The sequence below is a fragment of the Faecalibacterium sp. 7 genome (assembly GCF_049562865.1).
Lineage (GTDB): Bacteria > Bacillota > Clostridia > Oscillospirales > Ruminococcaceae > Faecalibacterium > Faecalibacterium wellingii.
The window spans coordinates 2,554,752-2,578,730 of sequence record NZ_CP186911.1 but is presented as its reverse complement, the minus strand read 5'-3'; the positions used below and the strand labels follow the sequence as shown (position 1 = coordinate 2,578,730).

General features: G+C 58.4%; 24 protein-coding genes. 16 read left to right on the top strand and 8 right to left on the bottom strand.

Annotation, left to right across the window (positions count from 1 at the left end; genetic code table 11):
- Nucleotides 1-82 precede the first annotated feature (82 nt).
- From ACKXF7_RS12780 to rpmB, 3 genes are all read right to left on the bottom strand, one after another.
- Entirely contained in the window at nt 83-838 is a 756-nt protein-coding gene (locus ACKXF7_RS12780; RefSeq protein ID WP_348583592.1) for an esterase family protein, read from the bottom strand.
- Nucleotides 839-936: 98 nt separating this feature from the next.
- Nucleotides 937-1,113 (bottom strand): DUF4250 domain-containing protein, encoded by a 177-nt coding sequence (locus ACKXF7_RS12775; RefSeq protein ID WP_097777911.1) that lies wholly within the window; start codon nt 1,111-1,113, stop codon nt 937-939.
- Between the two features lie 69 nt (nt 1,114-1,182).
- Nucleotides 1,183-1,371, bottom strand: coding sequence for a 50S ribosomal protein L28 (gene rpmB / locus ACKXF7_RS12770; RefSeq protein ID WP_080545321.1), 189 nt, complete (start codon nt 1,369-1,371; stop codon nt 1,183-1,185).
- Nucleotides 1,372-1,553: 182 nt separating this feature from the next.
- Here rpmB and ACKXF7_RS12765 point away from each other — a divergent pair, with 182 nt between their 5' ends.
- The 12 genes from ACKXF7_RS12765 (at nt 1,554) to ACKXF7_RS12710 (ending at nt 12,332) form a co-directional block, all read left to right on the top strand.
- On the top strand, nt 1,554-2,228 hold the full coding sequence (locus ACKXF7_RS12765; RefSeq protein WP_423741508.1) for a site-2 protease family protein: 675 nt from the start codon (nt 1,554-1,556) through the stop codon (nt 2,226-2,228).
- Nucleotides 2,229-2,230: 2 nt separating this feature from the next.
- Nucleotides 2,231-2,953 carry a segregation and condensation protein A gene (locus tag ACKXF7_RS12760; protein ID WP_423741507.1) on the top strand — a complete coding sequence of 241 codons (723 nt, stop codon included), beginning with the start codon at nt 2,231-2,233 and terminating at the stop codon, nt 2,951-2,953.
- Complete coding sequence (scpB, locus tag ACKXF7_RS12755) at nt 2,950-3,501, top strand: SMC-Scp complex subunit ScpB (protein WP_423741506.1); 552 nt, start codon at nt 2,950-2,952, stop codon at nt 3,499-3,501. Before ACKXF7_RS12760 ends, scpB begins: the two co-directional genes overlap by 4 nt.
- Before the next feature lie 3 nt (nt 3,502-3,504).
- Nucleotides 3,505-4,239, top strand: a complete 735-nt coding sequence (locus tag ACKXF7_RS12750) for a DUF2953 domain-containing protein (RefSeq protein ID WP_423741505.1) — start codon at nt 3,505-3,507, stop codon at nt 4,237-4,239.
- Between the two features lie 118 nt (nt 4,240-4,357).
- Nucleotides 4,358-4,762, top strand: a complete 405-nt coding sequence (ytfJ, locus tag ACKXF7_RS12745; protein WP_423741504.1) for a GerW family sporulation protein — start codon at nt 4,358-4,360, stop codon at nt 4,760-4,762.
- Nucleotides 4,763-5,010: 248 nt separating this feature from the next.
- Nucleotides 5,011-5,841 (top strand): pseudouridine synthase, encoded by an 831-nt coding sequence (locus tag ACKXF7_RS12740; RefSeq protein ID WP_348583588.1) that lies wholly within the window; start codon nt 5,011-5,013, stop codon nt 5,839-5,841.
- Nucleotides 5,842-5,872: 31 nt separating this feature from the next.
- Nucleotides 5,873-6,205, top strand: a complete 333-nt coding sequence (locus tag ACKXF7_RS12735; RefSeq protein WP_423741503.1) for a hypothetical protein — start codon at nt 5,873-5,875, stop codon at nt 6,203-6,205.
- Nucleotides 6,187-7,557 carry a sodium-dependent transporter gene (locus ACKXF7_RS12730; RefSeq protein WP_423741502.1) on the top strand — a complete coding sequence of 457 codons (1,371 nt, stop codon included), beginning with the start codon at nt 6,187-6,189 and terminating at the stop codon, nt 7,555-7,557. Before ACKXF7_RS12735 ends, ACKXF7_RS12730 begins: the two co-directional genes overlap by 19 nt.
- 229 nt (nt 7,558-7,786) lie before the next feature.
- Entirely contained in the window at nt 7,787-8,509 is a 723-nt protein-coding gene (locus ACKXF7_RS12725; protein ID WP_423741501.1) for a LytR/AlgR family response regulator transcription factor, read from the top strand.
- Complete coding sequence (locus tag ACKXF7_RS12720) at nt 8,502-9,788, top strand: sensor histidine kinase (RefSeq protein ID WP_423741500.1); 1,287 nt, start codon at nt 8,502-8,504, stop codon at nt 9,786-9,788. Before ACKXF7_RS12725 ends, ACKXF7_RS12720 begins: the two co-directional genes overlap by 8 nt.
- 662 nt (nt 9,789-10,450) lie before the next feature.
- Nucleotides 10,451-11,722 carry a hypothetical protein gene (locus ACKXF7_RS12715; RefSeq protein WP_423741499.1) on the top strand — a complete coding sequence of 424 codons (1,272 nt, stop codon included), beginning with the start codon at nt 10,451-10,453 and terminating at the stop codon, nt 11,720-11,722.
- A complete protein-coding gene (locus tag ACKXF7_RS12710) occupies nt 11,643-12,332 on the top strand; it encodes a hypothetical protein (protein ID WP_423741498.1) in 690 nt (229 codons plus the stop codon). Before ACKXF7_RS12715 ends, ACKXF7_RS12710 begins: the two co-directional genes overlap by 80 nt.
- An 83-nt stretch (nt 12,333-12,415) precedes the next feature.
- Here ACKXF7_RS12710 and ACKXF7_RS12705 read toward each other — a convergent pair whose 3' ends face one another.
- From ACKXF7_RS12705 to ACKXF7_RS12695, 3 genes are read right to left on the bottom strand one after another with little or no spacing between them, the layout of a single operon-like run.
- Nucleotides 12,416-12,853 (bottom strand): aspartate carbamoyltransferase regulatory subunit, encoded by a 438-nt coding sequence (locus ACKXF7_RS12705; protein ID WP_339394786.1) that lies wholly within the window; start codon nt 12,851-12,853, stop codon nt 12,416-12,418.
- 1 nt (nt 12,854) lies between these two features.
- Complete coding sequence (gene pyrB, locus ACKXF7_RS12700) at nt 12,855-13,796, bottom strand: aspartate carbamoyltransferase (RefSeq protein WP_423741497.1); 942 nt, start codon at nt 13,794-13,796, stop codon at nt 12,855-12,857.
- A gap of 16 nt (nt 13,797-13,812) precedes the next feature.
- Complete coding sequence (locus ACKXF7_RS12695; protein WP_249238624.1) at nt 13,813-14,568, bottom strand: GntR family transcriptional regulator; 756 nt, start codon at nt 14,566-14,568, stop codon at nt 13,813-13,815.
- A 201-nt stretch (nt 14,569-14,769) separates the two neighbouring features.
- Between ACKXF7_RS12695 and ACKXF7_RS12690 the strand changes: the two genes are divergently transcribed.
- Entirely contained in the window at nt 14,770-15,318 is a 549-nt protein-coding gene (locus ACKXF7_RS12690; protein WP_423741496.1) for a GNAT family N-acetyltransferase, read from the top strand.
- Nucleotides 15,319-15,358: 40 nt separating this feature from the next.
- Here the strand turns inward: ACKXF7_RS12690 and ACKXF7_RS12685 are convergent, their stop codons facing one another.
- Both ACKXF7_RS12685 and ACKXF7_RS12680 read right to left on the bottom strand, forming a co-directional pair.
- A complete protein-coding gene (locus ACKXF7_RS12685; protein ID WP_423741495.1) occupies nt 15,359-16,723 on the bottom strand; it encodes an MATE family efflux transporter in 1,365 nt (454 codons plus the stop codon).
- A gap of 206 nt (nt 16,724-16,929) precedes the next feature.
- A complete protein-coding gene (locus ACKXF7_RS12680) occupies nt 16,930-18,945 on the bottom strand; it encodes a TIM-barrel domain-containing protein (protein WP_423741494.1) in 2,016 nt (671 codons plus the stop codon).
- Nucleotides 18,946-19,361: 416 nt separating this feature from the next.
- Here ACKXF7_RS12680 and ACKXF7_RS12675 point away from each other — a divergent pair, with 416 nt between their 5' ends.
- The 3 genes from ACKXF7_RS12675 to spoIVA all read left to right on the top strand — a co-directional run bounded on the left by ACKXF7_RS12675 (nt 19,362) and on the right by spoIVA (nt 23,741).
- Entirely contained in the window at nt 19,362-19,973 is a 612-nt protein-coding gene (locus ACKXF7_RS12675) for a sugar transferase (RefSeq protein WP_423741493.1), read from the top strand.
- 205 nt (nt 19,974-20,178) lie between these two features.
- On the top strand, nt 20,179-21,513 hold the full coding sequence (gene aspS / locus ACKXF7_RS12670; RefSeq protein WP_423741492.1) for an aspartate--tRNA(Asn) ligase: 1,335 nt from the start codon (nt 20,179-20,181) through the stop codon (nt 21,511-21,513).
- Nucleotides 21,514-22,250: 737 nt separating this feature from the next.
- Nucleotides 22,251-23,741: a stage IV sporulation protein A gene (spoIVA, locus tag ACKXF7_RS12665; protein WP_418266228.1), complete on the top strand. Its 1,491-nt coding sequence runs from the start codon at nt 22,251-22,253 to the stop codon at nt 23,739-23,741.
- Nucleotides 23,742-23,979: the final 238 nt, after the last annotated feature.

Sequence of the window (23,979 nt, the reverse complement as noted above, 5' to 3'; positions counted from 1 at the left end):
CAGGGTATACAGCAAAACAAAAAGAACCCTCTCAGTCTTGCTGACGTTGCGCAGCAATGAATGAGAGGGTTAAAATGCTATTTTACTGTTCCAGAATCCGCGGCACGAACAGGCCCAGCATCTTGCCCCACCAGTACCACTCGTGGGAGACATCGCCGCCCCACAGTTCCAGATGTGCAGGCAGGCCTTCTGCCTGCAGCAGGTCGGCCAGCGCCTGCGTGTCGGCTTTGGCATCGTCCTCGTAGGCACCCTGACCGGCACAGAGCATCAGGCTGTTTTCTTCGGCCTTTGCCAGAGTCAGCTTGTTGGCAATGCCCTTTTCGCCCAGATACAGCAGGGGAGAGGAGCGCAGTACCAGATCGTCCTTCTCGCTGCCCCAGAAGCGGGCCAGATCATAGATGCCGGAAAGGCCGATGGCCCCCGCAAACTGCTGCGGGCGGCGCAGACGGCAGTTCACTGCGTGCACAGCGCCCAGATCAATGCCCACACACCACAGCCGGGTGCCCTTTGCGGCACCGTTCAGGGCCAGTACACGGGGAGCCAGCTCAGCGGTAAGGTAGACAAAATACTTTTCTTCCATCTCGGCCCGGCGGCGCACCGGGGCATCGCCGTTCAGCACGGCCTCACCATCGATGCTGTCAGCGCAGAACAGCTGCACCTTGCCTTCGTTCAGCAGCTGGGCGATGGCGTCCGGCATACCGTTGTTCTCCCAATCGTAAAAGCGGCCGCCGCGGGCGGGCAGAGCCAGCACCGGAACACCGGCACTGCCATACACCTTGAACTCCATTTCGCGGTTCAGTACACTGCTCCACTCTTTGTAATAGGTACCCTGGATCATAAATCAAGCACTCCTTGTTTCTATATTCACCAGCCCGGGCACAGTCGCTGCGCACCGGCACTGATCGTTCGCGATCAAAAGAAAGCTTTCTGGTAAAATCACACAAACTGGTTGCGCTGGGCGTCGTACTCGTAGCCCACAGCTTTGAGCTTTGCGCACAGATCTGCCTTGTCGGCATCCAGATCTTCGCACAGAGCATCGAGATTTTTGTAAAAATCCCGCAGCTTCAGGTTCACCACGCTCAGCAGCATGATGGGGTCATTGGGCAGAGCCATTTGTTTTGCCTCCTTACAGCAACAAAAAAAGCCGGCCACTCGACAAAGTGACCGGCCACATACACCAAATTAGACAGCGCGGGTAACTTTGCCAGCGCGCAGGCAACGGGAGCATGCGTAGACGTACTTGGGAGAACCCTCAACGACCGCCTTGACACGACGGACATTCGGCTTCCAGGTACGGTTGGAACGACGATGAGAGTGAGAAACCTTGATACCAAAGGTAACACCCTTGCCGCAGCATTCACATTTAGCCATGGTACTTGCACCTCCTGCAGTGAAGTAAGGAATCAAAATAATCAGCTTGACTATTGTAACAGATTGACCTGCAAATTGCAAGCCTTTTTTCAAAAAATATCCGTGTTTTTTGCCGGGGACTTGTGTACAGGGCAAAAAGATAGTATTATATATGGTATAATGAAAAAAGGCAGGAATATCGAATGACCTCTCAGGGCATCTATTATCTCATCCGCGCACTGGTGGCACTGGTGGCCATCCCCTTCCACGAAGCGGGCCATGCGCTGGCCGCGTGGCTGCTGGGCGACGACACCGCAAAGCGGCAGGGCCGTCTTTCGCTGAACCCTTTTGTACACTTTGACCTGCTGGGTACGCTGTGCATGGTGTTTGCGGGCGTGGGCTGGGCAAAGCCGGTCTCCACCGATCCCCGCAACTTCAAAAACCCGAAGTGGGGTATGGCCCTTACCGCGCTGGCAGGCCCTGCGGCAAACATGATCCTTGCCTATGTGGGCATGGTGGCGTGGAAGCTCATGTACTACTGGGCTCCGGTGAACGATGCCACCCTGTATGCTGCCATGTTCCTGCAGTACCTTGTGCTGATGAATGTGAGCCTTGCCGTGTTTAACTTCATTCCGGTGCCGCCGCTGGACGGCAGCCGCATCCTGCTGGTAGTGCTGCCCCGGCAGATGTACTTTGGCCTGATGCGGTACGAGCGCTACATCATGATCGCCCTGCTGGCCGCCGTGTGGTTTGGTGCGCTGGATACGCCGCTGTACTATCTGAACAACATGGTGTGGGATCTGCTGGGCAAGGGCACCGGATACATCGATAAGATCGCGTATTCCATCTACTACGCAGGCCTTGGGACGGTGGTGTGAGCGTGGCAGAGGAACTGACCTTCCATCTGGAAGATTTTGACGGCCCGCTGGAATTATTGCTGGCACTTGTGGCCAAACATAAGATGGATCTGCACAACATCCCCATTCTGGAGCTGATCGATCAGTACACCCGCACGGTGGAGCAGGCAGACCCCGACCCGGAAGCCGCCAGCGCTTTTATTGAAATGGCTGCGCGGCTTGTGGAAATGAAGAGCTACCTGCTTTTGCCCCGCAGCGAAGAGGGCGAGCGGCTCAAGCAGGAGTTTACTGGTCAGCTCATTGAGTACGACCAGTGCCGCCGTATGGCTGTGCTGCTGCGCGAAAAAGCGGAGGCTGCACCGGTGTTTGTGCGCCCGCCTGCAGAAATGGAGTTCGATACCGCCTATGACCTGCACCATGCGCCGCAGGTGCTGGCAGACTACTGGGCTGCACTTTCGGGCCGCACCAAACTGCGCAGGGAGCCCACACAGCAGCAGTTTGAGCCGCTGGTAACGGCACCCATGGTGTCGGTGACGAGCCGGGTGGTGTACATTTTGCGACACCTGATCAGCGGTACAGCGGCAAAAATGAGCCAGCTGTTCAGCCGCCAGCAGACCCGCAGCACCAACGTGGCCACCTTTCTGGCCCTTTTGGAGCTGGTGCGCGGCGGCCGCGTAAAGTTGGACGAACAGGGCCAGCTCACCATGCAGCGGGGCCGCATCCAACGTGACAAGGAGAAAGAATGAACCAGAAACAGATCCGTGCAGCCGTGGAGGCTATGCTGTTTGCCTGTGGGGACCCCATTGGCGCAGACAAGCTGGCTCAGGCGGTACAGCTGCCGCAGGTCAGCGTGGAAGCCGCGTTGGAAGCCTTGCGGGAGCATTACACCAGAGAGGACAGCGGCCTGTGTCTGCTGCATCTGAACACCCGCTGGCAGCTTGCCACGAAAATGGAGTGGGCCGACTGCATCCGCCGCCTGCTGGACAGCCGCCGCTCGGTGCCGCTGGGGCCTGCCGCCATGGAGACCCTGACCGTCATCGCCTATAACCAGCCGGTGTCCCGTGCCTTTATTGAGCAGGTGCGCGGCGTGGACTCTTCGTCCAGTGTGTCCGGCCTGCTGGAAAAGGGCCTCATTGAGGAAGCCGGACGTCTTGACCTGCCGGGCAGGCCGGTGAGCTTCCGCACCACGGATACCTTTTTGCGGGTGTTCGGGCTTTCCAGTCTGGCGGATCTGCCGCCGGTGCACGGCGCGGAAACAAAGAGTGACACGGCATCGAAGGAAAGTGAGGGGTAACGCATGGGAGCATTCCTCGCCGCGCTGGGCGCGGTGCTGCTGTTTGTACTGAAAGCCGTCGGCATCCTGCTTTTGGTGGTGCTGGTGCTTGTGGTGCTGCTGCTTTTGTGCCCCTTCTGTGCGGATCTGTGCTGGGAGCACGGTGTGCTCACCGTAAGAGCCGGCGCACTGGGGATCACCTTCCCGGTGTTCCAGTACCCGAAGCCGGAGCCGCCGCCCGCGCCGGAAAACCCGGAGCCGCCCAAAGGCTTTGGCAAAGTGAAGGCAAAATTTGCTGCATGGCGCGCTGAGCGCAAGCGGAAAAAAGCCGAAGAAAAGGCCCGGAAAAAAGCCGCCGCCGACAAGCCTGCCCGGCCCCGCAAAAAGGCAAAGATCACGCTGGAGATCATCTGCGCCATGCTCAGGGGTGCGGGCAGGTTGATGAAGGCCGTGTTCGGGGCCCTGCGCATTACAAAAATACAGGTGCGCCTTGGCGTGCGCGGGGAGGACCCTGCTGCAGCAGCCCGCGATTACGGCAAGCTGCAGGCGTGGCTGTATCCGGTGCTGGGCGTACTGGATCGGTTCCTCTGGCTGCAATTTGACGAGCTGCGCATCCTGCCGGACTTTGGTAGCAGTCAGCCCACGGTAGAAGACCGGGTGTCCTGCCGGGTGAGCGCGCAGGCGCTGTTCATTGTGATCGCGGCTCTGCGCGTTTTGTACGAATTCTGGCGCAAAAAAGTGTTGGACATCTTCCTGTAAAATGTGGTACACTATATAAAAATATCAATGCAAGTTTTCCGCTCTGTCTGCCGCAAGGCAGAGAAGAGTGCTGACACGGGCACACTGCCCGAATTGAATGAAAAAGGAGCACTGTTTTATGGCTGAACATCCCATTCAGGGCCTGATGAACGTTACCATGGAGAAGATCCACCAGATGGTGGACTCCAACACCATCATCGGCAAGCCCATTACCACCGAGGACGGCATCACCATCCTGCCGGTGTCCAAGGTTTCCTTTGGCTTTGCCTCCGGCGGCACTGACTTTGACGGCAAAAATGCTGCCAACAAGGATCTGTTCGGCGGCGGTTCCGGCGCGGGCGTGAACATCCAGCCCGTGGCATTTCTGGTCATCAAGGATGGCTGCGTGCGCACCATCCAGCTGTCCGATACTTCCAACACCATCGACCGTGCGCTGACCATGCTGCCTGAGCTGGTGGACAAGCTTGCCGCCCTCATCAAGAGGGACGAGAAGGCTCCGGAAGCCGCACCTGCGGAGAAGTAAAATATACCAGTAGGACGGCAGGGAGTTTCTCCAGCGAATGTCCTGGGGGTGGGGCCCCGGCGCACAAGCGTTGGGGCGGGACTGGAGTCCCGGGCTGTTCGCGGAGAAAGCTCCCTGCTGGCCTGCCGATCACCATCGCCGTAACTGTGAGCTTCCAACTCACAGTTTTGATACAGGCGCACCCGCACCCCAAAGCAGGGGAGAGGTGTGCGTTTTGAGCGCCGGGAGGCGCACAAGGAGTTTGAATTATGGCAGAAGAACGTATTCAGAAGATCATGGCCGAGCAGGGGCTTTGCTCCCGCCGTGCCGCCGAACAGATCATCGCCGAGGGCCGCGTCAAGGTCAACGGCCATCCCGTCAAGGTGGGCGACAAGATGGACCCCAACCGCGACGTGCTGCATGTGGACGATGAGCGCATCTATATCCGCAAGGATCAGCAGATGTACTATCTGGCACTGTATAAGCCCCGCGGCTATGTGACCACCGCCAGCGATGAGCTGGGCCGCAAGACCGTGATGGAGCTGGTGAGCGATGTCCCTGCCCGCCTGTACCCGGTGGGCCGTCTGGATAAGGACAGCGAAGGCCTGCTGCTCATGACCAACGACGGCGCTTTTGCACAGGCTGTCACCCATCCGTCCGGCGGCATCTCCAAGCTGTACCGCGTCACCGTGCAGCCCCGCGCCGATGAAAGCCAGATCCTGAAGCTGAGCAGCGGCGTCGTGCTGGATGATGGGACCAAGACCATGCCCTGTGCTATCAACGTTGTTACGGATGAGCCGGGCCGCACCGTGATGGAAATGACCCTGAAAGAGGGCAAGAACCGCGAGATCCGCCGTATGTGCGAGACCGTAGGACTTGAGGTGGTACGTCTGAAGCGCAACGCCGAGGGTGTCGTGAAGCTGGGAATGCTCAAGCCCGGCACCTACCGTGAGCTGACCAAGGCGGAGATCAACGGTCTGCGTGCCGCTGCCGCCAAGGGCCGCGCCCAGACCCGCAGCGCCGCAGTGCAGTCCAAGGCTGCCGAGCGCCGCCCCCGCGGCCCGGTGGGCAAGGGTAATGCCCCCAAAAAGCGGAAGTAAATACACCTGTAAAGGGGAGAAGCGTCCAAAGATGCTTCTCCCTTTTTTGCTGCTGGGTGGAAAGATGAATAACTGTCAGCTCTTCACCTTTCAGGTGAGAAAAATTGAAGCCCGCCGCAAATGCACCGAAAACAGACGCACCTGCAACGAAAATTGCTGCGTGACCCTGCGGCAGGACGGGCTGTGCATGCGAGAAATACAAAAATTACTTTTGACAACAAAAGTTCATCTTTCTGAAGCAGACCTGTTCATCGACAGAATTTGTGCTATAATACAAAAGCAACGCTTTGTCCGGCCTGATGAAGGCGGGGCGGAGCAGATCGGAAAACAAGGAGTTTTGGAATCATGGAAAGAGAAAAACTGAAGTCCCGGCTGGGCTTCATTCTGCTTTCGGCAGGCTGTGCCATCGGCATCGGCAACGTGTGGAAGTTTCCTTATATTGCCGGTCAGGGCGGCGGCGGCGCATTTGTGCTGTTTTACCTGCTCTTTCTGGTCATTCTGGGCCTGCCCATCATGACGATGGAGTTCGCGGTGGGGCGTGCTTCCCGCAAGAGCCCGGTGCGGGCCTATCAGGCACTGGAAAAACCGGGCCAGAAGTGGCACATCCACGGCTATCTTACCCTCGTGGGCTGCTACCTGCTCATGATGTTCTACACCACCGTTGCAGGCTGGATGCTGCACTATTTCTACATGACCGCAGTCGGCAAGCTGGCGGGTCTGGACGCCGATCAGGTGGCCGGCAAGTTTACCGAAATGCTGGCAGACCCCGGTGTTATGACCTTCTGGATGGTCTTTGTTGTGGCGCTGGGCGTTTTTGTGTGCGCCAAGGGCCTGCAGAACGGCCTTGAGCGCGTGACCAAGGTCATGATGATCGCCCTGCTGGTGATCATGGTGGTGCTGGCCGTCAACAGCCTGTTCATGCCCGGTGCAAAGGAGGGCCTGAGCTTCTTCCTCGTGCCTGACTTCAAGCGGATGGAAGAGGTGGGCGTGGTCAACACGCTGGTGTCCGCCATGAATCAGGCCTTCTTCACCCTGAGCCTCGGCATCGGCGCAATGTCCATCTTTGGCAGCTACATCGACAAGGAGCACTCCCTGCTGGGTGAGTCCGCCCGCATCGTGGTGCTGGATACCTTTGTGGCCATCACCGCCGGTCTTATCATCTTCCCGGCCTGCTTCACCTATGGCGTGGACCAGACCAGCGGCCCCAGCCTGATCTTCATTACTCTGCCCAACATCTTCGCCAATATGGCACTGGGCCGTCTGTGGGGCACCCTGTTTTTCCTTTTCATGGCATTCGCGGCCCTGTCTACGGTGCTGGCTGTGTTCGAGAACATCATCTGCTGCGGCATGGAGCTCACCGGCTGCAGCCGCAAAAAATCCAGTCTGGTGAACCTTGTGCTCATCACGGCGCTTTCGCTGCCCTGCGTGCTGGGCTACAACCTCTGGGCATGGGACGGCTTTGCAGTGTTCGGCGGCGCTGTGCTGGACTTTGAAGATTTCCTCGTCAGCAACCTGTTCCTGCCGCTGGGCAGTCTGGTGTATCTGCTGTTCTGCGTTACCCGTTACGGCTGGGGCTGGGACAACTATAAAAAGGAAGTCAACACCGGCAAGGGCCTCAAAATGCAGGACTGGATGCGCGGCTACCTGACCTATGTGCTGCCGGTCATTGTGCTGTTCATCTTTGCTTTTGGCATCTACGATAAATTTTTTGCGTAAATATGTGTAAATAAATGACTTCGACCTCTCCGCCACCTTCGGCGACGCCTCTTCCAAAGGGAGAAAACCGGACAGAAAGATGCACTTTGCATGGACTGCCAAAGGCTCCCACTTTGGGAGAGCTGGCAAACCCGAAAGGGTCTGGCTGAGAGGGCAAGCAGGTTAACGAAAGGCTCCTCTTATTCCATAAATAAGAGGGGCTTTTTGCAGAAGAAAGGAGCTTTCCGGGATGCACATTCTGATCTGTGATGACGATGCGGCCTTTGGCACCCGCATGGCAGAATATGTGGCCGCTTACTTTGCGGCCCGCAGCATTCTGGTACAGACTGCCGTCTGCACCAGCGCGGGGCAGGCGCTGGAAACGCCGGAGCTGGAGCTGTACCAGCTGGCGTTTCTGGATGTGGACATGCCCGGCGTGAACGGTATGGTGCTGGGGCGCCAGCTCAAGCAGAAATGTCCCGGGCTGAAGCTGGTATACGTATCGGCCTATCTGGAATTTGCATTGGAGGGCTATACGGTCAACGCATACCGCTACCTGCTCAAGCGGGACATTGTGCACACCCTGCCCAGCTGTCTGGACGACCTGCTGGCCGAGCTGACCGACCAGCGCAAGATCCTGACGGTGCACCACAACCGCGCTGCCACAGAGATCCCGCTGGATCAGATCTATTATCTGGAAAGTGATCTGCGCCAGATCAACGTTTATGGCGACATCCCCCGCCAGCCCATCTGCACCTACTACGGCAAAATTGCCGACCTGCCGCAGATGCTGTACGAGAACGGCTTTTTGCAGGTGAGCCGCAGCGATGTGGTCAACATGAAATATGTGTGTGGCATCCGCAGCTATAAGATGACGCTGAAAAACGGGGTGGAACTCAGCATCAGCCGCCCGGGCTATGCCGCTATCCGCAGCGCATATCTGGAATGGAAGGGGCAGTACGTCGATGAGTGAGGTGTTCACAGAGGCGCTGCTCGGGCATCTGGTCTGTCTGGTTCAGGCGAATGCTTTTATTATGGTAGAATGGGCCTACCTTGGCAGGGGAAAATTGCGCTGGCCGGTGCTGTGGGCAGAGCTGCTGTGTATGGGGCAGCTGGGCCTGTCACTCGCAACAGGAATGTCATTTTTCAATGTGCAGGCCATTCTGCTCAATGTATTGTATCTGTTCGTTACCGCGCAGCTGTTTGGCGGAACAATGACGGATAAGCTCACGGCCTGCCTGATCAACGGCACCATGTGCCTGCTGGTGGAGAACACGGTCAACTATACCTATTCCTGGTTTACAGGAGTGCGCACCGGCGAAGCATGGCAGCACCCCGGCTGCCTGATCGCGCTGTGCGCCGCAAACTTCATCGTGGGTGCAGCAGTTGCGCATTCCCTGTACAGCTGGAACCAGAAGTGTGCTCTGCAGCCGCTGCAGGCGCTGGTGATGTCCTTTTTCCCCGGGGTGGCTGTGGTGCTGAACATTGTGCTGATGGTCACAGGGACCCGGCAGCCCGCCACCCTGGTGACCATGCTGCTGACCTTTGGCATGAGCGTGGCGGTGCTGGTGCATATCGCCATCGTGCAGATGTTCAACGATCAGGTGGTGCAGCGGCAGAACTCCCGCTACCGTGCTCAGCTGGAGCAGCAGCGTGCAGAAGCACTGCTGGATTCCTACACGGAGCAGCGCCGCCTGACCCACGAGTTTACCAACCACATGAGCGCTCTCAACGCGCTGCTGGATCAGGACGACCTGAAGGGAGCCCGCACCTACCTTGCAAGTGTGAGCAAACTGGTGGCGGCAGGCACCACCATCATGGACACCCACAACCCGCTGCTGGATTCCATCCTGAGCAAAAAGTACGAAGAAGCGGCCCAAAAGGGTGTGACAGTCTATTTTGACCTGTGCGACCTCAAGGAGATCCCCTTTGATGGCATGGACATGGTCATCGTGCTGTCCAATCTGCTGGACAATGCCATCCGTGCCGCAGCGCAGGCCCTGCCGCCGGAGGTGCATGTGCGCATCCGCAAAACACCGGAGGAGTACCTGCTCTCGGTGCGCAACCGCGTGCAGGATGATCTGGATCTGGAGGACAACAAGCTGCCCGGCACCACCAAAAAGGAGAGCGGCCACGGCATGGGCTTTGCCAATGTGCAGGAGGTGCTGCGCAAGTACGGCGCAGAGTATACGGTCAGCTGCCGCGACCGCTGGTTCCGCTTCACCTGTGCCATCCCGGTGTGCAATTCATGACATGAGTACCGACAGTTTATGACAAGTTTTCTGCAACAGGACCGCAACCGTGCTATACTGAAAAACGGTAAAGGTGATGCCTGCACGGGCAGAGTGGATTGCGGCTGAGGCAACTCAGGAAACACTTTACATACGGCGGTGCTTCGGACAGTGGTGCGTGTTAAGCTGTCCGCTTTCCCTTTGCTGATTTCCTGCCGGCCTACGGGCCGCGCAGTGTATCCGATGGCGCTTTTGGCGGCGGTCTTTGGGGCTTTGCTGTACATAAAGGTTGGCCCGGCCCGTGCCCTGTGTGGGAACGGGGCATCGGCCGGGTCTGTGATTCACGCCGCGAAAAGCTTCATCGGAATTTTCTGAAGATCGTTGCAGCGGAAGAACAGCTGCTGCAAAATGGAAAGGCTGTTGTGCAAATTTTGCGCGGCAGCTTTTTTGTGTGACAAAATTTCACCTAAAATTCCCCGGAGACTGTAGAATCTTGACAAAAAAAGTGCTATATTGGAACTTGTAAAGCATTTTTGCATCAAATTGGCAAAGCGTGCAAAAGACTGCACGGTGCTTGCCCAATTATGAAGGAGGCAGTGTTCTATGATCTCGTATCGAAATCTTGCCATGCGTGCCCTGAACCACGCGCCCTGCGTTCGGGGGGGGGAAAAAAAGGAAAGCCAATGACCCGGAGACTGGCGGCGCTGGCCGTGGCGGCGGCACTGATGGCGGGAACGGCTGTTCCGGCCTTTGCCGAAGTTTACGACATCGGCGCGGGCAGCATCACCATTGAAGCCAACGGCGACGGCACCGCCAAGGTGACTCAGAACGAAAACGTGACCGACAAGGACGACGACGTGACGGTGACGGGCAGCAATGCAGGCACCAGCAACGCGGTGGACGTCATCAACAACACGGACGACGACCTGAAAGTCACCCTCTCGGATGTTACCATCACGGACACAAAAGGTGACGCAGCCGTGAGCGTCTCCGGCACCGGCGACACCACCATTGAGCTGGACGGCAGCAACACGCTGGAAAGTAGCGGCTGGCACGCGGGCTTGGAGCGGAACGAGGAAAAGGACTCCGCCGGGAACGTGGTCAGCGGCAAGCTGACCATTCAGGATGAGGACAAGAACGGCAGTCTGGACGCCACCGGAGGCTACGGCGGCGCAGGTATCGGCGGCGCAAACCTCAACAATTCCGGTGCCATCGAGATCACCGGCGGCACCATCACCGCCACCGGAACGCTGGACGGTGCAGGCATTGGCGGCGGTGGCAGCGGCGGCGACGGCACGGTGATCATCTCGGGCGGCAATATCACGGCTCAGGGCGGCTCCTCGGACAACCCGAACGCTATCTGCGGTGCGGGCATTGGCGGTGGCGGCGGCTACGGCAACGCCACGGTGACCATCACCGGTGACGCCGTGATCGAGGAAGCCACTGGCGGCGGTGGGTGCGCAGGCATCGGCAACGGCTATTACAACTCCAAGACCGACATCACCATCTCTGGTAATGCCGAGGTGAAAAACGCTCAGGGCGGTGCCCAGGGTGCGGGCATTGGCGGCGGTGGTTTCGGCGGTACGGGTACGGTGACCATCACCGACAACGCCAAGGTGGACAATGCCACCGGCGGCGAGGGTGCTGCGGGCATCGGCAGCGGTGTGTTTGGTAATGTGACGGTGAATATCTCCGGTAATGCCACGGTCAACGCCGAGGGCGGCGCAAACGGCGCAGGCATTGGCGGCGGCTATGCATCGGCAGGCGATGTGACCATTGAAGGCGGAACGACGGTCAGCGCAGCTGGCGGTGTGGGCGGCGGTGCCGGAATCGGAGGCGGCGCGGATCTGGAAGGAAACGAGGATGCCCGGAACCGTGTTACCATCCGCAGCAACGGCGACGACCCCGGATGTGTCCGCTGTGGGCGGTGCCCCGGAGCCGGGTCAGGACGGTGAAGATGCCAGCAAGGGCGGCGCAGCCATCGGCAGCGGCGCACTCGTTGACCCAGACGAGGACGCTGCGGAAGCGGATGCCGACATCACCATTGAGGGCAAGGTCACCATCTCTGCCGTTGCAGGCAAGGATGGCGTTGCCATTGGTGCAAACGGCGAAGAGCAGGCTTTTGACGGCCTGCTGCCGGGCTCTTCCATTGACCGGAGAAATACCGACGGCAAGGATATCTCTCTGCCGGGCGACAAAACAGCAGGGGAAACACCCGCGGTGGAGTCAGTCAACAGCGGCCGTCTGGATGCGCTCACGGGCCTGACCGTCACGGATGCGGCGGGCAAGGCAGTGGCGTACACGCTGACCTGGCAGGACGGCACGGTGACCGTGAAGGCGGATGCCGCGTTTGCATCCCTGCAAATGACCTATGATGCACTGTGTCGGCTGCGCAGCCACGGGATGCAGACCATGCTCTTTTGCACGCAGGAGCGCACGGCGTCGGTCTCTGCCGTGGAGCTGCTGGGCGTGTGCACTCAGGGCACAACGGTGGTCTGGAACAACGACGGCGCATCGTCGGCTCTGCGAGTGAACGGCGCAGACCACAGCACACTGCTGAAATGACAGCCGATAAAAGATCATAAAGCAATGAAAAAGACCGCTGCATCGTGTGAAATCACGTGCAGCGGTCTCTTTTTTGGTTCGATTTACTCCGGCTTTACCTGCAGTTCCTGCTCACAGTAGATGCAGCGATACTTGCCGTTGGAGCTCAGCTCAAAGATCTGATCGCACTCTTCCTCAATGGAGGAGATGCAGCGGGGGTTCTTGCACCGCACGATGTTCACCAGGCGCTTGGGAGGCTTGGGTTTTTCCTTACGCACAGCCTTGCCGTTTTCGATGATGGTCACACTGATGTTCGGGTCAAGGTAGGCCAGCACATCCAGATTCAGCCAGGAAGCATCGCCCTCCACCTTGAGGATGTCCTTGCGGCCGTTTTCACTCTTGTTGCTGCGTGCATTCTGGATCAGTGCCACGCTGGCGGTGCGGTTGCCCGCGATGCCCAGCAGATCCATCAGGCCGACAGCGGTGCCTGCCTTGATGTGGTCGATCACGATGCCATTCTGGATCTCGTCAATGTTCAGCATATCAGTTTTCCTCCTTAGGTGCCTTGGGGTCGCGCAGGCCCAGCAAGGTCATGATCAGTGCCATGCGGACGTACACACCGTTCTGCACCTGCTCAAAATAAGCGGCGCGGGGGTCGTCGTCCACATCCAGCGCGATCTCGTTAACACGGGGCAGGGGATGCAGTACCGCCATATCCGGCTTTGCAAGGCTCATCTTTTCCTTGGTGAGGATGTAGCTGTTCTTCAGGCGGATGTAGTCCTCCTCATTGAAGAAGCGCTCCTTCTGCACACGGGTCATGTACAAAATGTCCAGCTCCGGCATGGATTCCTCCAGACTGCGGGTCTCCTTGTAGGGGATGCCGTTGGCCTCCAGCACGTCCTTCACGATGTAGTCCGGCACACGCAGCTCCTCCGGGCTGATGAGCACGAAGCGGATGTTCTTGCAGCGTGCCATGGTCTTGATGAGGGAGTGCACGGTGCGGCCGAACTTCAGATCGCCGCACAAGCCGATCGTCAGATCATCCAGCCGTCCCATGCGGCGGCGAATGGTCATCAGGTCGGTCAGGGTCTGGGTGGGGTGCTGGTGTCCGCCGTCGCCCGCGTTGATCACCGGAATGCGGGAGTAGCGGCTTGCACGCAGCGGTGCGCCCTCTTTCGGGTGCCGCATGGCCACGATGTCCGCATAGCAGGACACCACGCGGATGGTGTCGGCTACGCTCTCGCCCTTGCTTGCACTGGATACGTTCTCACTGGGGAAGCCCAGCACATGGCCGCCCAGATTCAGCATGGCAGCCTCGAAGGAAAGGCGGGTGCGGGTGGAGGGCTCATAAAACAGGGTGGCCAGCTTTTTGTGGCTGGCTGCGTCCTGATAGGCTGCCGGGTCGTCGTGGATGCGGTCGGCCAGATCAAGCAGCGTGGAGATTTCCTGCTGGGTAAAATCCAACGGGTCGATCAGATGTCGCATGGGTACATACCTCCGTTTAAAGCAGTTTGCGTAGGATAGAAAAATCAAAGAAGTTTGTGTAGTAGCTCAGCGAACGCATCACCGGGCGGCACAAACGATTGAAACACACTTCGTCCAGCAGCAGCATGGCTTCGCCGGGAGCAAGGCGCATGGCCGAGCGGATGGCGTCATCGCCGCAGCTTGCCTTCAGGTGGGCAACGTTGGAGGAGATCTGCTGGTGGCATTCCCGTTCCAGAATATCGAACACTCCGCCGGTCAGGTCGATGCGGGTATAATCCCGTGTACCGAACAATGCTCTGGGCAGGTAGTCGATGGAATAGATCACCGGGGTGGTGTCGGCCAGAATGCGCTTTTTGATGCAGATCACATCATCGCCGGGTGCGATGTCCAGATTGTGGGCCAGCTCCTCCCCGGCACGGATGGGAAAGACCTGAATGCCGTCGGCGTGGGGGTAGCTGCCAAAGCTGCGGATCAGCGGGTAGTATTCCAGCTTCTGGTCCAGACGGCTGCGCAGGCTCAGCACCGTACGGTTCACCACCGTGCCAATGCCGCGCACACGCTCCACGTAACCAGCGCGTTCCATTTCGCTCAGCGCGTCACGGATGACGGTGCGGCTCACGCCCAGCTCGGCGGCAAGGTCCACCTCGGCAGGCAGACGATCGGCCCGGGCATAGCGCCCGGTGCGCAGCTCTTCCAGCAGACTGGCAACGATGCGGTCGCTGATGACAGCGCCGCCCAACCGGCTGGAAGATGCAAGTGCAGATTCCTTCATGGTTTGGTTCCTCCGTTCACAGGCAGCGCAGGGCACTGCCGGGACTTGGAGCCCTGCGGCGCACGGCCCCGCTTTGTGACCACGGCCATGCACCGCAAAACCCCTTTCTACTTTATTATAGCATAAATTGACATTTATAAAAGCGGCATTTATACTGGAATCGGCCCAAAAGTACGATTTTATTTTGGAGGGGATAGCAAGATGGAAATTTTTCTGCACAGGATATGCGGCAAAACCGCAGAGCCGCCGGTGCCCATGCTGCTGCGCCGCTGTACGGCAGAGGAAGCCCCGGCGGTGTACGCTTTGCAGAATGAGGTGCGCGCCGCCATGCCGCACCCCGAGCAGTTCGTGCCGGACACGCTGGAAAATATCATGACCTATGTCCGCAAGGACCTGTGCATTGGTGCATGGCAGGGCAGCAGGCTGGGCGGGTACCTCATCGTGCGCTTCTGCGGGCAGAGCGAGCACAACTACGCGGCCTTCATGGACGTCCCGCATACCGAGTGGGAGCACTGGGCCAATGCCGACAGCGCCATCGTCCACGCAGACTTTCGCGGCAACGGCCTGCAAAGGCTCATGCTGGGAGCAGCCTTGCCGCTCTTCCCGGAAGAAATCACCCACATCGGGGCCACCGTCAGCCCGGAAAACCAGTACAGCCTGAACAACGCCCTTGCATCGGGCTTTGCCATCGTCTCCCGGCGGGAAATGTATGGCGGATACGACCGGTATCTGCTGAAAAAAGACTTGTAAAAAACAGGGCTGCGTCCCCAAACGGATGCAGCCCTGTTCTTCAGTCGATGGATAGTTTAAGTTTGTTTTTCATCTTGTGCCGCACCACAAGCAGACAGGCCAGATGCACGGCGGCGGTCAGCACCCAGCTGATGGGGTAGCTGATGTACAGCATGAACGGTGTGCGGTTCAGCTGGAAGAGGGTGGCGATCCACACCAGACGCAGCAGGCAGCTGCCCACAAGGCTCACCACCATGGGCAGCACGCTGTAGCCAAGGCCGCGCAGGCTGCTGGCCAGCGTGTCCATGATGCCGCACAGCAGGTATGTGCCGCAGATCACCCGCAGGCGTTCGTATCCGGCGGCAATGACCGCCGCATCCGAGGAGTAGAAGTGCAGCAGCTGGGTGCCTGCCAGCACTGCGCCGCCGCCCAGCACCACGCCGGTGACGATGGCGCACAGCAGGCAGTTGAGGACAACGCGGTTCAGGTTCTGGTACTTGCGTGCGCCCATGTTCTGGCTGGTGAAGGTCACCGCTGCCTGCGAAAAGGCGTTCATGGCGGTATAGACGAAGCCCTCCAGATTGGCGGAGGCCGAACTGCCTGCCACCACCGTGGAGCCGAAGGAGTTGATAGCCGACTGGATGACCACGTTGGACAGGCTGAACACGGTGCTCTGCAGACCGGCAGGCAGGCCGATGAGCAAAATCTGCTTCAGGGCACCCATGTGGAAGCCCAGATGATGCAGATCCAGATGCAGAGCACCCTCCTCCTTCATCAGCATCCGTGTCACCATGCAGGCGGAGACGGTCTGACTGATGATGGTAGCCAGTGCCACGCCTGCCACGCTCATGGAAAAGCCAATGACGAACACCAGATTCAGCACCACATTGATGATGCCTGCCGCCGCCAGACAGTACAGGGGACGCTTGGTGTCACCCACGGCGCGCAGCAGTGCCGAGCTGAAATTGTACAGCATGGTCATGGGCATTCCGATAAAATAGATTTTAAGATACAGCGCAGAGAGATCGATCACATCCTCCGGGCAGCTCATCAGCTCCAGCAGGCCCCGGGCCGCAAAGAACCCCACCACGGCCAGCAGCACGCCGCTGACAAGGCCCAGCGTCACCGAGGTCTGCACCGTGTTCTGAACACCGCGCTCGTCCTTTGCACCAAAACAGCGTGCGGCCACCACGTTTGCGCCCAGCGAAAGCCCCACGAACAGATTCACCAGCAGATTGATGAGGGAGCCGTTGGAGCCCACTGCCGCCAGTGCGGTGCTGCCCGCAAAGCGGCCCACGACCACTACGTCCGCTGCGTTGAACAGCAGCTGCAGGATGCTGGAAGCTGCCAGCGGGATGGAGAACAGGATGATCTTTTGGAGCATCGGGCCGCTGGTCAGGTCAGCGGAGCGGCTTGTCTGAGCCATGAGAAGAGTGCCTCCTTTTTATCGTTTACGCGGAGAAGCTGTTTTCCGAAGCATTGCACACTGCTTAGGAGGACAGCATCTGAAATGTAAATATTTCGTAAATAAAGGGAACCGAAGGCATATTATACCGCGCGGCGCAGAAAAATACAAGTGGCATCGCCGAAAAAAGACAGCTTTTTCCGGCAATGCCACAGGAAAACGGCTTTTCAGTTGGATCCAAGCACCTTCCAGTGATCCGGTGCAGCAAAATCGCTCGTCTCGCCGTCATCGGTGTACATCCGGCAGCGGGCGCTGCCGCTTTCGTCCGGGCAGGCCCACAGGGTCAGGCTGGTATCGTCCAGCTGGGCGGTGCAGCTGGCGGGTCTTGCCACCGGCACGGCATGGCCCGGGCGGATGAACAGCAGGACCTCGTCCAGTGCACAGCGGACATAATGGTGCCCGGCGGGCAGAAGCTCGGTGTCGTAGTCGTCCACACTGCGAATGCGGTAGAGCTTCATGGACTCGGGCAGGTAGACATGGCGTCCGCTGGCGTTCTGGGTGTAGACAGGCGCTACCATCACACCCTCGCCCAGCAGCAGCTGGTCCTGTACCTCGCGGGCGTCCGGGTCGGCGGGGAAGTCAAAGCCCAATGGCCGGAAGTAGCTGGTATTTTCCAGTGCCGCCTTCATGAACTCACTATAAAGGTAGGGCAGCAGGGCATACCGCAGCCGGAGCATCTTCCGCAGGGCGGGCAGCATGTCCGCAAAACGGTAGTATTCCTGCATCCGGGAACCATCGGTAGAGTGATTGCGCATCAGCGGGGTAAACAGGCCGAACTCCAGCCAGCGCAGGGCCAGATCTGGCGTGGTATCGTAGGAAAAACCGCACAGGTCGGCACCGGTGTACAAAAAGCCGCAGAGCTGCACATTGGGCATCATCTGGATATTGGCCAGAAGCTGTGCCCATGTGGAAGCGTTGTCACCCAGCCAGATGCCGCCGTAGCGGTGGCTGCCGATGAAACTGGAGCGGCTGTACAGCAAAGTGCGTCTGCCGGGGCGCAGGCTGGTAAAGGCTTCGCCTGCCGCGCGGGTCATATTGCCGCCGTAGAGGTTGTGCACCCTGTCATGGCGCACCCGTCGGCCATCCACGTCGTGGTAGAAGCTGGCGTAGTCCGCGGGGGCGTTCATCAGGCCCAGCGCGCCGCCTACCACCTTGCCGAAGAATTCATCCTGCACGATGTTGTCCTTCCGGCTTAGGGCGTGCATGTCCGCAAAGAAGGCTTTCAGCCGCTCCGGCGAATAAAACAGCGCAGGCTCGTTCATATCATTCCAGAAGCCCTCGATGCCGCAGTCGGTCAGCGCCTTGTACTGCCGGCCGAACCACTCCCGCACCTCCGGACGCAGGAAGTCCGCAAAGTAAGCCTTGCCGGGCCACACCGCCGCCATAAAGGGCGTGCCGTCGGCTTTGGTGCAGAAGTAACCGTTTGCAAGGCCCTCGGCACAGACGGGGTTTGCCGGGTCGATGCGCACACCCGCATCGATGATGGGTACCAGCCGGATGCCCTGTGCCTTCAGTTCGGCGCTCAGAGCGGCAAGGTCCGGGAAGCGCTGTTTGTTTACGGTAAAATCCGCGTAGTCCTGCATATAATCGATGTCCATGCAGATCATATCCAGCGGCAGATCGTTCTCTTTGTACTGACGGGCCACCTCCCGCACGTCCTCAGCGGTTTTGTAGCCAAAGCGGCTCTGTGCCAGACCAAAGGCCCACTTGGGCGGGATATAGCTGCGGCCGATGAGCTGCCGGAACTGGCGGCTGATATCGTTCAGGTCGTCGCCGGTAATGATGTAAAGCTCATAGTCCGGCTCTTCGGTAGAAAAGCGCAGGGTGTCGTATTCGGTGTAGCCGATATCGTAACGCACTTTGCCCGGGAAATCGATGAACACGCCAAAGCATTCACGACCAGCACCGCCGTCAATGAGCAGAAAATTGTGCGCACCATAGTAGGAAAGCTTATCCTCGCTGTGGCGGGCTTCATCGGTGTTGTTGGTAATGTAGTGCCAGCCGCGCTTGTTGATGCCGCGCGGCATTTCGCCCAGACCGTATACGATGGCATCCGGAGCCATCCGGTAGGCCCAGCCGTCTTCTTCGGCTGTGAGGAAGGGCACCGGCCCGGCGGAAACGGGAATGTCCTGCACCACGCTGTCGGTGGGCAGGGGAGCGCCAAAACGGAAATGCTGGATCATAAACGTGAAACCTCCTGTTGGAACTACTTCAGTCAAACCCTGCGGGTTTGCCAGTGCTCCCCACTCTGTCGCCTTTGGCGACATCTCTCCCCGGCGCGGGGAGAGTCTTTTTCAGTGAGGGGGCTGTCGAGCGAAAGCGAGACTGGGGGAGTTGACTTCTCATTTTCTTTATCTTACGTCCTTCTGCCGCACAAAACAAGAGACAAAACCGGCGTTTTTCTGCAATAAAACCGGCAGAATGCAGCCAAATCATCAAAATACCGGCATCTGTTACGGTATACGATTGCAAATGGAGAAGGATGCTGGTATACTGGTAACGCTGTTCCAGGGTGTATCTGAAAACAAAGAAATAGACGATCTTTTCGACTTTTCAGGGACACCTTGACAGAACAATGGCAAAAAAATGGAGGAAGCTCATGTATCGTAACGGTATCAAGCGCCTGCTGGCGATCGTGCTGTCCCTGTGCGGCATGGTCTGCCTGTCATGGCTCTTTCTGATCCTGGCTGTGGCCATCAAGCTGGATTCGCCCGGCCCGGTGTTTTTCAAACAGAAACGTGTGGGCATTGGCAAAAAGCACTTTTACATTTTAAAGTTCCGCACCATGCGCATCGACACGCCCCACGATATGCCCACCCACCTGCTCCACGACCCGGACCAGTATATCACCCGGATGGGCCATTTCCTGCGCAAGACCAGTCTGGATGAACTGCCCCAGCTGTGGAACATCTTTGTGGGGGATATGGCGGTCATCGGCCCGCGGCCTGCGTTGTGGAACCAGTATGATCTGCTGGCCGAGCGCGACAAGTACCATGCCAACGATGTGCGCCCGGGCCTGACCGGCTGGGCACAGAGTCATGGCCGCGATGAGCTGGAGATCGCGGAGAAAGCAAAGCTGGACGGCTGGTATGTGGAGCATCTGAGCTTTGGGCTGGATGTGAAATGCTTCTTCGGCACCATTGCGGCTGTGCTCAGGCACGACGGCGTGGTGGAGGGCGGCACGGGCACTCTGCACGATGAGAAAAAGTGACTCCTTCTGCCGCCATGCCAAAGCCTCCCTCCTTGAGAAAGACTTCCCCCGGCCGGGGGAAGATGTCGCGCCAGTGACAAAAAGGGGAATGGGTGGCATCGCGCAGCGATGACGGAAGGAGTTCGTTCGCCATATCTCTTGATTTATCCCCGGAAAAGCGTATAATAAAACAGTACACAAGACGTCAAAGGAGGATTCCTGTATTATGGAACGCACCTATATCAACGAGGCCCAGAAGGCCATCGGCGGCACGGTCAAGGTGCAGGGCTTTATCGAGAACCTGCGCAACAGCAAGTATATGGCCTTCATCGTGCTGAAGGATATTACCGGCAAGCTGCAGATCACGGTGGAAAAGGAAGATCACCCCGATCTGGTGGATACCATCGATAAGCTCACCCCGGATTCCGTCATCACCGTCACCGGCAAGGTGGTGGAAAACGACTACGTCAAGATGGGCGGCGTGGAGATGATCCCCGAGTCCATCGAGATCGAGAGCATTGCCGATGCACTGCCCATCGTCCGCAAGGAGATCGCAGCCACCAAGAAAAAGAAGGCTGTGGAGCGCTCCAGCATCGACCAGCGCATCGACTACCGCTGGATCGACCTGCGCACCGACGAGAACCAGCTGATGTTCAAGGCACAGAGCTGCTTCGTCAACGCCATGCGCAAGTTCCTGCTGGACCGTAACTTCATCGAGATCCACACCCCCAAGCTGATCGCTGCTGCCAGCGAGAGCGGCTCTGAGGTGTTCAAGGTGGATTACTTCGACCGCAATGCCTATCTGGCACAGAGCCCCCAGTTCTACAAGCAGATGGCCATGGCTGCCGGCTTTGAGCGCATCTTCGAGACCGGCCCCGTGTTCCGCGCAGAGAAGAGCTACACCAACAAGCACTCCACCGAGTTCTCCGGCTTCGATCTGGAGTTCAGCTACATCACTTCCTATAAAGACGTGATGAAGATGGAAGAGGAGCTGCTGACTGCCGGTCTGCAGGCCGTCAAGGACAACTACGGCGACCAGATCAAGGAGATGTTCGGTCAGGAAGTCATCGTGCCCACCACTCCGTTCCCGGTGGTCAAGCTGGCAGACCTGTACAAGGGCTTGGAAGAAGAGTTCGGCTATACCGTCGATGAGAGCGAGAAGGGCGATTTGACCACTGAGGCCGAGCGCCTGAGCTATGAGTGGGTGAAGAAGCACTACGGTCACGAGTTCCTCTTCATCACCGATTATTCCGCCGAGAAGCGTGCGTTCTATCACATGCGGGATGAGAACGGCGTGCCCCAGGGCTACGACCTGATCTGGCGTGGCGTGGAGATCACCACCGGTGCCCAGCGTGAGCACCGCTACGAGGTGCTGAAGAAGCAGGCTGAGGAAAAGGGTCTGGCCGAGGATGTCAAGTTCTATCTGGAGTTCTTCCAGTATGGCTGCCCGCCCCACGGTGGTTTCGGTCTGGGCATCGACCGCCTGACCATGCTGCTGTGCGGCCTGACCATCAAGGACGCCGAGTTCCTGTTCCGCGGCCCCAACCGTCTGACCCCGTAATTTCATAGGAACCATACCGAGAGCTGCTGTGCATTTTGCGCGGCAGCTCTCTTTTTGTTGGACGATTTAAAATGGCTCCGCTTCGCTCTGCCATTCTTAGCGGAAAATTATTTTTAGATTTTGGTCTAGCGGAATGCCTGCGGGCATTCTGCTAGACCATTTTCACAGATGGGGCTGTGACGGAAAACGGCTTTTGCATGGCATCAGTATCGATTGCAATAAAGAAGGTGTCCGGCTTTGCCAGAGGAAGTTCAGCCGTCCCCTTGGGAGAAGGGAAAGCATCCTCGCCCTCTCAGTCAAATCCTCTGGATTTGCCAGCTCCCCCGAAAGGGGGAGCTTCTGACGCATCCGCAAGGCTTGCATTTTATCTGGAAACTGCGCCGTTACTGCAAAAAGCTCCCCCTTCGGGGGAGCTGGCGAACGAATGTGAGCCTGAGAGGGTTCAGCATGCTGAAAGCAAACGAAAAAGCCTATTCCACAGCGCCGCGCTTTCGCAGAAAGCGGCGCTGTAAATGCTGTTTCCCTCTACGACCCCATCTGTGAAAAAGCAATTCAGGAAAATCCGCAGATTTTCCTGAATTGCAATTATAAAATAAATTTTCCGCTGAATATGCCCAGAGCAAGGCGGAGGGCATCTAAAATCGTTCCGGCATAATGCCCCGCCCTGTTTCATACGATACAACAAGCGGACCGGAAACCTGTCCGGTGCACAGCGCAAACGGGAAGGGGAGAGCAATTTGGCAAATCAGGAACAGAATGGCATCTGCCGTGAGATCGGCGCACGCACCGGCGGAGATATCTACATTGGGGTGGTGGGCCCGGTGCGCAGCGGCAAATCCACCTTCATCAAGCGTTTCATGGAGCAGCTGGTGCTGCCGGCCATCGGCCCGGCGGCAGCCCGGGAACGTGCCCGGGACGAGCTGCCGCAGTCGGCCGCGGGCCGTACCATCATGACCACCGAGCCGAAATTCATCCCGGAAACGGCCGTGCCCCTGCAATTGGAGGGCGGCGGCGAGTGCAGGGTGCGGCTCATCGACTGCGTGGGCTACATGGTGGAGGGGGCCATGGGACACGAGGAAAACGACAGGCCCCGCATGGTCAAGAGCCCATGGTTCGACCACGAGGTCCCCTTCGATCTTGCCGCCGAGACGGGCACCCGCAAGGTGATCTGTGAACATTCCACCATCGGCATCGTGGTCACCACCGACGGTTCGGTGAGCGACATCCCGCGGGAGGGCTATGCCAGAACCGAGAAGCGCATCGTGGAAGAACTGGATGCGCTGGGCAAGCCCTACATCATCCTGCTCAACAGCACTCACCCGGAAGCCCCGGAGACGAAGCAGCTGGCCGAGGGCATGGCCCGGGACTACGACCACACCGTTCTGCCGGTAAGCTGCGTGGATCTGGACGCGGAGGCACTTGGCAGCATCCTGCGGCAGGTCCTGTACGAATTTCCGGTGAGGGAGCTGGATTTTGCCCTGCCGCGCTGGGTCACGATGCTGGAAAACGGCCACTGGCTGCAGACGCAGGTGTATGAAGCCGCCATGCAGCTGGCAGAGAAGGTCTCCCGCATGAAGGATGTACCCTCCGGAACAAACGCACCTGCGCTGGAATGTGACGCGGTGCAGCGGTCGTCCATCAGCGGCATCGACCTTGCGGCCGGCAGCGTGCGCATCACGGTGGAGCTAAAACCGGAGATTTTTTATCAGGTGCTGAGCGAGCAGACCGGCCTTGCCATTGGTGATGAAGCGGGCCTGATGCCCTGCATCATGGAGCTGGCGCGGGCGAAGCGTGAGTACGAGAAGGTGCGCAGTGCCCTTGAGCAGGTGGAAGCCACCGGCTACGGCATTGTGATGCCTTCGGTCAGCGAGCTGAAGCTGGAACAGCCCCAGATCGTGCGGCAGGGGGCAAGCTATGGGGTCCGTCTGGAAGCCTGCGCGCCATCCATCCAGATGCTGAAGGCGACTATCCACACCGAACTCAGCCCCATCGTGGGCACCGAAAAGCAGAGCGAGGAGCTTGCCCGCAGCCTGCTGGCCGGTTTTGAGGACGACCCGGAGAAACTGTGGGAATCCAACATCTTTGGCAAGAGCCTGCACGAGCTGGTGAACGAGGGCCTGCAGAGCAAGCTGCTGCATATGCCGCAGGAGGCCCGCATCCGGCTGCAGGAAACGCTGGAACGGGTCATCAATGAGGGCTGTACCGGGCTCATCTGCATCCTGATTTGATTTTGTAGTTTGAATGGCCTCCGTTTCACTCTGGCCATGCTCAGCGGAATTATTTTTATATTCAAAAACCGGAAAAGTCTGCGGACTTTTCCGGTTTTTGGCTTTCACAGTAAAGGTCGTAAGGAAAAATGCAGTTTGAAATTTGGGTACTTCTCGTGAAAAAAGCGGTTTGGAGGTGTCCGCAGACACTTCCAAACCGCAAATAAAATCATGAAATTTCCGCTGTTTATGGCTAAAG

Coding starts and splice junctions, on each gene's coding strand:
- ACKXF7_RS12780 (WP_348583592.1), bottom strand. CDS start 838: ATGATCCAGGGTACCTATTACAAAGAGTGGAGCAGTGTACTGAACCGC.
- ACKXF7_RS12775 (WP_097777911.1), bottom strand. CDS start 1,113: ATGGCTCTGCCCAATGACCCCATCATGCTGCTGAGCGTGGTGAACCTG.
- rpmB (WP_080545321.1), bottom strand. CDS start 1,371: ATGGCTAAATGTGAATGCTGCGGCAAGGGTGTTACCTTTGGTATCAAG.
- ACKXF7_RS12765 (WP_423741508.1), top strand. CDS start 1,554: ATGACCTCTCAGGGCATCTATTATCTCATCCGCGCACTGGTGGCACTG.
- scpB (WP_423741506.1), top strand. CDS start 2,950: ATGAACCAGAAACAGATCCGTGCAGCCGTGGAGGCTATGCTGTTTGCC.
- ACKXF7_RS12750 (WP_423741505.1), top strand. CDS start 3,505: ATGGGAGCATTCCTCGCCGCGCTGGGCGCGGTGCTGCTGTTTGTACTG.
- ytfJ (WP_423741504.1), top strand. CDS start 4,358: ATGGCTGAACATCCCATTCAGGGCCTGATGAACGTTACCATGGAGAAG.
- ACKXF7_RS12740 (WP_348583588.1), top strand. CDS start 5,011: ATGGCAGAAGAACGTATTCAGAAGATCATGGCCGAGCAGGGGCTTTGC.
- ACKXF7_RS12735 (WP_423741503.1), top strand. CDS start 5,873: ATGCTTCTCCCTTTTTTGCTGCTGGGTGGAAAGATGAATAACTGTCAG.
- ACKXF7_RS12730 (WP_423741502.1), top strand. CDS start 6,187: ATGGAAAGAGAAAAACTGAAGTCCCGGCTGGGCTTCATTCTGCTTTCG.
- ACKXF7_RS12725 (WP_423741501.1), top strand. CDS start 7,787: ATGCACATTCTGATCTGTGATGACGATGCGGCCTTTGGCACCCGCATG.
- ACKXF7_RS12720 (WP_423741500.1), top strand. CDS start 8,502: ATGAGTGAGGTGTTCACAGAGGCGCTGCTCGGGCATCTGGTCTGTCTG.
- ACKXF7_RS12715 (WP_423741499.1), top strand. CDS start 10,451: ATGACCCGGAGACTGGCGGCGCTGGCCGTGGCGGCGGCACTGATGGCG.
- ACKXF7_RS12705 (WP_339394786.1), bottom strand. CDS start 12,853: ATGCTGAACATTGACGAGATCCAGAATGGCATCGTGATCGACCACATC.
- pyrB (WP_423741497.1), bottom strand. CDS start 13,796: ATGCGACATCTGATCGACCCGTTGGATTTTACCCAGCAGGAAATCTCC.
- ACKXF7_RS12695 (WP_249238624.1), bottom strand. CDS start 14,568: ATGAAGGAATCTGCACTTGCATCTTCCAGCCGGTTGGGCGGCGCTGTC.
- ACKXF7_RS12690 (WP_423741496.1), top strand. CDS start 14,770: ATGGAAATTTTTCTGCACAGGATATGCGGCAAAACCGCAGAGCCGCCG.
- ACKXF7_RS12685 (WP_423741495.1), bottom strand. CDS start 16,723: ATGGCTCAGACAAGCCGCTCCGCTGACCTGACCAGCGGCCCGATGCTC.
- ACKXF7_RS12680 (WP_423741494.1), bottom strand. CDS start 18,945: ATGATCCAGCATTTCCGTTTTGGCGCTCCCCTGCCCACCGACAGCGTG.
- ACKXF7_RS12675 (WP_423741493.1), top strand. CDS start 19,362: ATGTATCGTAACGGTATCAAGCGCCTGCTGGCGATCGTGCTGTCCCTG.
- aspS (WP_423741492.1), top strand. CDS start 20,179: ATGGAACGCACCTATATCAACGAGGCCCAGAAGGCCATCGGCGGCACG.